This window comes from Desulfocastanea catecholica (assembly GCF_054657295.1).
The window spans coordinates 1-6,722 of sequence record NZ_BAAHYZ010000061.1 but is presented as its reverse complement, the minus strand read 5'-3'; the positions used below and the strand labels follow the sequence as shown (position 1 = coordinate 6,722).

Genomic DNA, 6,722 nt, shown 5'->3' with positions numbered 1-6,722 from the left:
TTCATGATTATTGGCCTCCAACACAGAAGGGAAAAATGATGCAGTACTGTGAAAGTCTTATCTATCATAGAGCAGTCTTCCTGCGGAAACAAGAAACGGCTTCGAAATTTCTCTGAAATATGAATTAATCTCCGCAGGATTAAAACGGGATTTTCATCGTGCAAATTTCAGAAGATCCCGACCAGCCGTTCCATTTGATACTGACCACTGCTTCCAATACATTCCTGCCAGTGGATAAGGACAGGAGCGACGCATAGAACCAACGGCAGAGAACCATTGATGATGAAGATCCAGCAAAGGAGGGTGACATGCCAGGCTATCGAGCAATTTCAAACTGAAGATTTGTAATACCAACCATAAAAATTCCATAGATTAGCCTGGTTGAGGTACAAATAGTCGGTATCGACCTTATTCCTGAGAACGTTTTCTGTTTTGGCAGCAGGTAAGACCATCCATATCATCCCCAGCGGCCTCCGCTTGCTCCAGTGAGATCAATAGCCGGACGATAGTCAAAAAGGTGCAGCAGAAACTGAAGGAGCACGGTTACTATTTCGACAAGATCGATGGCGTCTCTTGGCCTGGAACTCGCAACGCCATCATGATCTATCAGCATGCCAAAGGCGTCCAGAAAGACGGGAGTATCAGTTTGTCTGCCAAAGACAGGATATGGGGACGGCATACAGATTGCTCCCAAATGGCACAACTGACCCACCGTCATACAACACCACACCGGCGGCGAACCTTTCCTGAACGGCATCCTGAAGTTTACGCAGTCCTTTGAAATCATCACTCGTTACCGTCGCAGCGGCCTTCACTTCAACGCCGACCACACGGCTGCCGGATTCCAGAACTACATCTACTTCGACCTTGTCCTTATCACGGAAATGGCTAAAGATTATCGTCTCCTCCTGCCAGCTTGCATGCCGCCGCAACTCTTGATAGACGAAAGTCTCGAGAAGCCGCCCGAAGACAGCACGATCCTTCCACAGCATTTCCGCATCCAGGCCAAGCAGCGTACATGCCAGTCCGGTATCACCCAGATGCAGTTTGGGCGTCTTGATGAGACGTTTCATCCGATTGCCGTGCCAGGGGGGCAGTTCTTCCAGCAAAAAGATCCGCGACAGCAGCGTCACATATTCACGAATAGTGGGACGAGTCATCTGAAAAGGGGCGGCGAGTTCGGATATATTCACCAGACACGCCGTCTGCCCGGCGGCCAGAGCCAACAGGCGCGGCAAGGTCTCCAAAGCGCTGATACGCGCCAGGTCACGGATATCCCGCTGAATCAACGTTTCGGCATAATCCCGATACCATGCCCATCCGCCGTCGTGGTGTGGGACGCACCAGTGCGGACGGATAGCCTCCGGCCACCACCCGCTCGGCCAGCAACATGCCCATTCGCTGTCCGGATGGTCCTGCCCGGAAGGAGGCTTTGAACAGCCTTGACAGGAAACTGGGATCTTCACCGGCAAGTTCTGCTTGAGACAAAGGATGTAGCCGAAGGATTTCCATACGGCCGGCCAGGGAATCGGCCAGCCTGGGCAACAGCAGCACATTTGCCGAGCCCGTCAGGATGAATCGGCCGGGTTCTCGCCGACTATCCACCTCCGCCTTCAAAGAGGTGAACAACTCCGGCGCTCGCTGCACTTCGTCAAGCACTGCCCGCTCCGGCAGATCTGCAACATAACCTACCGGATCCGCCTGCGCTGCCGCCCGCTGCACATCGTCATCAAAAGTGAAATAAACAAACTTCCCTTTATCTCCGATCAGTCGAGCCAAAGTCGTCTTTCCGCACTGTCGCGGCCCATGAATCAGCACCACAGGCGTATCAGACAATGCTTCCACAACACGAGAACGGAGATAGCGGGGATATAAATTATCGTTTCTCATAACGGCTCATCGTAAGAACTATTGGAGTCCAATTGCAAGCCTTGTCTCGTCTGATTGAAAATAACATGCCGTCCATTTGAAAAGTTCAGAGCAAAAAAGGGATAAAATTATTTTCCTAGTTTAAGAAATTACTTGATTATCTTGAGCAACGTCGGAACTTATTCAAGGATAAGAGTTGTCTGTTGGCAAGTGTAAGCTAAAAATAAAAAATAAATGCAGAAATTTATATTCTTCCTGACCTCTTCGACTGACTTCAGCCAGCCCTTCTCGGAAAGAGATTCTACTTGTGACAAATCACTTTTGTAGCAGTCCTGTTTGACCAATTTGGGCATGGATCGATTTAATAGGGCCATATTATCTTGCCGAAAAAGTGGAAGATGTAGTCTGTCTCCTGTTTCAGTTTCCTGAAAGCAGGTCACGAGGTAACCTTGAGATTGAAGCCAACATTTTTTAAATACTTGGCTTCCTGCTCGAGGCTGGCTCTTTGCAGGGGATGGTTTATCAACTCATGTTGTGCAAATTGCAGAGTCAAAGTATTTTCACTGGCAATCACTTGTTCAATAGCTGCCGTCTCGTCTTTACGGGAACGATGGAGCAGGACCGCGAGACGAAGAAGAATTGCAAGCCTCAAAGCGGTCTTTTGGTCCTTTTCCGGCAAACCGCTGAAGAATTTTTCTGATATTTTCTTACGCTGGCAACGAACCAGAACGCTCATCCAGTCCTGCTCCTCCAAAGAAAATCCAGGAAGATCAGCGTTGGCCAGAAGATACGCGCCATGTTTTTGATAGCCACTTAACGAAACTGCAAGACCAATCTCATGAAGACTGCTTGCCCAATGCAGTTTTTCGGCGTCTGCCAGTCGCAGGTTCCAGGCTTTTTCGCAGGCGGTGAAAAGACGGTGCGAGGCTAAACTCACCCTTCGCGCATGTTTCTGGCTGATCTTAAATCGTTGCTGCACACTGGAAATGGTTTTCAATCGTGTATCTTCGCTCTGAATCCGGCCCAGACGTTCATAAAGAAGGCCTTCCCGCAAGGCGCCTTCGGAAACCTGCATGGTTTCGATTTTAAGTGCCTCAAAAGTGGCCATGAGGATAGCCAGCCCTCCTGCAAAAACAGGTCGCCGATCACTATCTAAACCGGGAAGATGAAGGTCTTTCAAATGTCCAGCCGCTATCATTCTATTTCGTATTTCGTATAAGCTTTCCAAGGTTAAATGATAGGTTTCAAGCCCAAGCGCTTTCACGATGCTTCCCGCTGCCTTAATCGTTCCAGATGCCCCGGCAGCAGAGATCCAGCCAACTGCTCGAAAATCGCGTCGCACCGGACGTAATTCCATATGTGCGGCAATTTTAGCCTTTTCCCAATTCTGCTTGCTGAGCATCCCATTTCGAAAAAAAGCGCGACTCATACTCACGCAACCCATTTCGAGGCTTCTTAGATGCAGAGGCTCGAAACCCTCACCGATAATCAATTCAGTACTGCCTCCGCCAATATCCATCACAAGCCGTTTCCCATCTTCAGCCACAAGAGAATGGGAAACTCCAAGATAGATCAGACGAGCCTCCTCCTTTCCTCCAATAATTGAGATCGGGTGGCCCAGAACCTCACTGGCGCTTTGTAAAAATTGACGGGAATTTTTCGCCTGACGCAGGGTATTTGTTCCAACGGCAGCCACACTGCCCTGGGGTAATTTTTGCACACGTTCAGCAAAACGATCAAGACAGGAAAGGGCACGGATATGTGCTTCTTCAGACAATCTGCCATTTTTATCAAGACCGCCTCCGAGGCGCACCATTTCCTTTATTCTATCAAGAATGTGAACATGACCATTCTCAATGCGGGCAACTACCAGGTGAAAACTATTAGAACCCAGGTCTATGGCTGCTAAATATTGTGGTGATTTCTGTTGATCATTCATAGAAAAAAGTGGTCTGTAATCTGTTATCCCAATAGGGAGGGTTCTACTCGCTCTACCGCAAGGAGAATCGTGTCATCAACTCGAACTTACCCGACTTCCTGGTCTTGTCGAAATACGGCTGGGGTAGGTCATAGAGAAGCTGCAGTTAAGAGATGCTCTTGTCGGGCATTGTCTGGGTCCAATTTGATTTTTAAAGGAGTCATGTAATCTATTTCTGCCAGACCACCGGAGTAAAGTAGCGACTGCTAGTAAACCTTATCTTAGTCACCAAATATGATATATCTTACCAAACTTGAATAGCCTATTACACAATCACCATTTTAATTACGGCAATACATGATTAAGTGCCCCTCGTATCCGATGCTCGGAAGTGAGGTTCCCACCGATAATGATAAGATGGAGACCATTTTCAGAGGCTAAGCTTCTTCCTGACCAGATGTTGTGGAGGGCCGTTTGGAAATCCGAAAACCGAACAATTTACCTACGGTTTTCAGCGAACAGTAAATCTCAAATTTGAAGTATTTTCCCCTTCGTTAGGGTGTTTTCTGGCAACCGAAATAGCTGCTGATCACTGGCTGAAATTAAGGTGTCTACCTTTTTAAAGATTTGATGTGGAACAATTTGTCGATTCTCCTTTTACGTTTATGTATTTTAAAAACAGTTTGGAAGCAAGTGAAAGTAATTTTTTCTCCCTCGTAGCAACGCCAATGTTTCTGAAGGCTGGCTCTTCAAGTTCTTTTGCCAAAATTTTGTAGGGAATACGTTGCAAAATTAGCTCTGGCAAAATACTTATACCAAGTCCGCTTTCAACCATGGACATAATAGCGTAATCATCCCATGTTGTGAAATTGATCTTTGGTGAAATGTCGTGTTACTCGAATATTTCAGAGATTTTGGCTTTTGCTCCTTTCTCCAGGAGCATAAAAGGATAATTTACCAATTCGCTGACTGGATATTTATCACAATGGGCAAGAGGATGATCATGCGGAATCACCACCAGTAAACGATCTTTTTCTAGAAAAATAGTTTCCAGTTCTGCCGTTGGCGGTAGTCGCAAAAATCCGAAGTCAACACGCCCCTCCAGAGTCCAGCTTTCAATTTCTGTGTAATCACCCAGCAGGAGTTCAAAATCAATCTTTGGGTAATCTTCCCGGAAAACTTTAATAATCCTGGGAAGCCAATGAGTTGCCACACTGGAAAATGTTCTAATACGAATCATTCTGGACTGCATGTCATGCAGCTCTTCTACTTTGGCCTGCAACAATTTCTGCTCATTACAGATCCGTTCAATCTGTGGCATCAACTTAAGGCCATCAGAGGTCAGACTTGCCCCGGAACGGCCTCTTTCAAGCAGAGTAACCCCCATTCTGACTCTAAATCGCTAATCATACGACTGATACCAGACTGAGTGTATTTCAAGGCTGTTTCTTTTTGAAGCCTATAGGCAAACCAGTGTCAGCATTGCAACGCTTGCTTACTATTGCGGTCCTGTGATCGTCATGGCAATCTGTGGATATTTGGAGCCACTTTCAGCATTATTTTTTTCAGCCGTGCTTCTGGGAGAACACCTCAATCTTTTCCAGGTGGCAGGTGCAATGCTGATTTTAGGTGGTGCTGCTTTCGGAGAGCTAGCTAGTCAGAAACGCTGAAATCTTGCCAATCCGAAATGATAATATAAGCATTCAGAATAAGATATAGATGTGGAAGGAGCTGGATACGGCTTTTAGGCTAGAAAATAAGACGTGATAAAGGTGGCACTGGAAATATCAGACCATTGCTAGAGGTGTCCCGTTATGAAGTTTCCTGATGCCCATCACCTCCAGCGAACTCCATTCCTGCATTATTATGTTGTAGTACTTGCATCTTTCTATAACTTCATCAAGATCAACACGGGTCTACCCGCACGTGACAATCTGTGTTACGCTTAATCTTTTCAGCTGCAAAGTCTCAAAACTCATTTATCTGGAGGGAAGAATGAAGATCCTCGGAATATCAGGCAGTCCACGCAAAGAAAGTCAATCCGGTGTATATAAGCTGGTCGAAACTGTTCTTGAAAATAGCGGTTGTGAATACGAACTTATTTCACTGCGCGGCAAAAAAATATCCGGCTGCATAGCCTGTTTGGGTTGCGTGAAGGACAACATATGCAAGGTGGATGACGATCTGACCGAGTTGAGACAGAAAATAGTCGAGGCTGACGCCTATGTATTCGGATCTCCCAATTATTACTCAACAATTAACGCAATGTTCCATGCGTTTATTGAACGCTGGTTTCAATTCCGCCATCAGACGGGAAATACACTTTGGGGAAAGGTTGCCGTCGCCGTTGGTGTAGGTGGTACCGCTGGACAAGCTCCTGCTGATACAATCGAGAAGTTTCTGCTCTACAACTTTGTAGAAACTGTCGCCAAAGTATCGGGTCAGGGCGCAGCCTCCTGCTACAGCTGCGGTTACGGTGAAACCTGTCAAGTGGGTATCCCTGTGATGCTGCATGGACCGGAAGTGAAAATAAGTGAAGACATGATTCCAAATGTCAGCCAACAGCCGGAATTGATGAAAGCTGCCGCGATCGCAGGTGAGCTTTTGGGACAACGACTTCGCGAGGGAAACGACCGCCAAAAAACAACCCAGGCCATGCAGGCAAAACTCATGGCGATGTTTGGTGAAACGGTCTGACAAAAGGAGATAAAATTCTTCAGTACCCTGTTCCTTGCATTCAGGCAGGGCACACGGCTAAATTGTGAGTCTCATCGCTTGTTTTACATCCATAATTTCATTTTAAAGGTTCCTCCGGATGAACCTTTAAGAGAGATTTGCCATGGCAACCTCTCTTAAAGGCACAGTCCACGAATTAATCTTTTCTCGACCTGTTTGCGCGACAGTAGTAGTGTAAAGTCGGATCAATGGTAAAATA

Annotated in this window: 3 protein-coding genes and 3 pseudogenes; 3 read left to right on the top strand and 3 right to left on the bottom strand. The window is 46.7% G+C overall.

The genetic code is table 11. The features are described from left to right. Positions 1–517: 517 nt before the first annotated feature. Positions 518–580: pseudogene (locus tag ACYQ8U_RS22335) on the top strand (hypothetical protein); the annotation flags it as partial. A gap of 61 nt (positions 581–641) precedes the next feature. Here ACYQ8U_RS22335 and ACYQ8U_RS22330 read toward each other — a convergent pair. The 3 genes and pseudogenes from ACYQ8U_RS22330 to ACYQ8U_RS22320 form a co-directional block, all read right to left on the bottom strand. After that, positions 642–1,890, bottom strand: a pseudogene (locus ACYQ8U_RS22330) (ATP-binding protein). 415 nt (positions 1,891–2,305) lie between these two features. Then, positions 2,306–3,808, bottom strand: a complete 1,503-nt coding sequence (ppx, locus tag ACYQ8U_RS22325) for an exopolyphosphatase (RefSeq protein ID WP_459947774.1) — start codon at positions 3,806–3,808, stop codon at positions 2,306–2,308. A gap of 598 nt (positions 3,809–4,406) precedes the next feature. Further along, positions 4,407–5,227, bottom strand: a pseudogene (locus ACYQ8U_RS22320) (LysR substrate-binding domain-containing protein); the annotation flags it as partial. Between the two features lie 80 nt (positions 5,228–5,307). On the opposite strand from ACYQ8U_RS22320, the gene ACYQ8U_RS22315 reads away from it, so the two are divergent. Next, a complete protein-coding gene (locus tag ACYQ8U_RS22315) occupies positions 5,308–5,457 on the top strand; it encodes an EamA family transporter (RefSeq protein WP_459947773.1) in 150 nt (49 codons plus the stop codon). Between the two features lie 325 nt (positions 5,458–5,782). Beyond that, complete coding sequence (locus ACYQ8U_RS22310; protein WP_459947772.1) at positions 5,783–6,484, top strand: flavodoxin family protein; 702 nt, start codon at positions 5,783–5,785, stop codon at positions 6,482–6,484. The last annotated feature ends 238 nt before the right edge of the window (positions 6,485–6,722 follow it).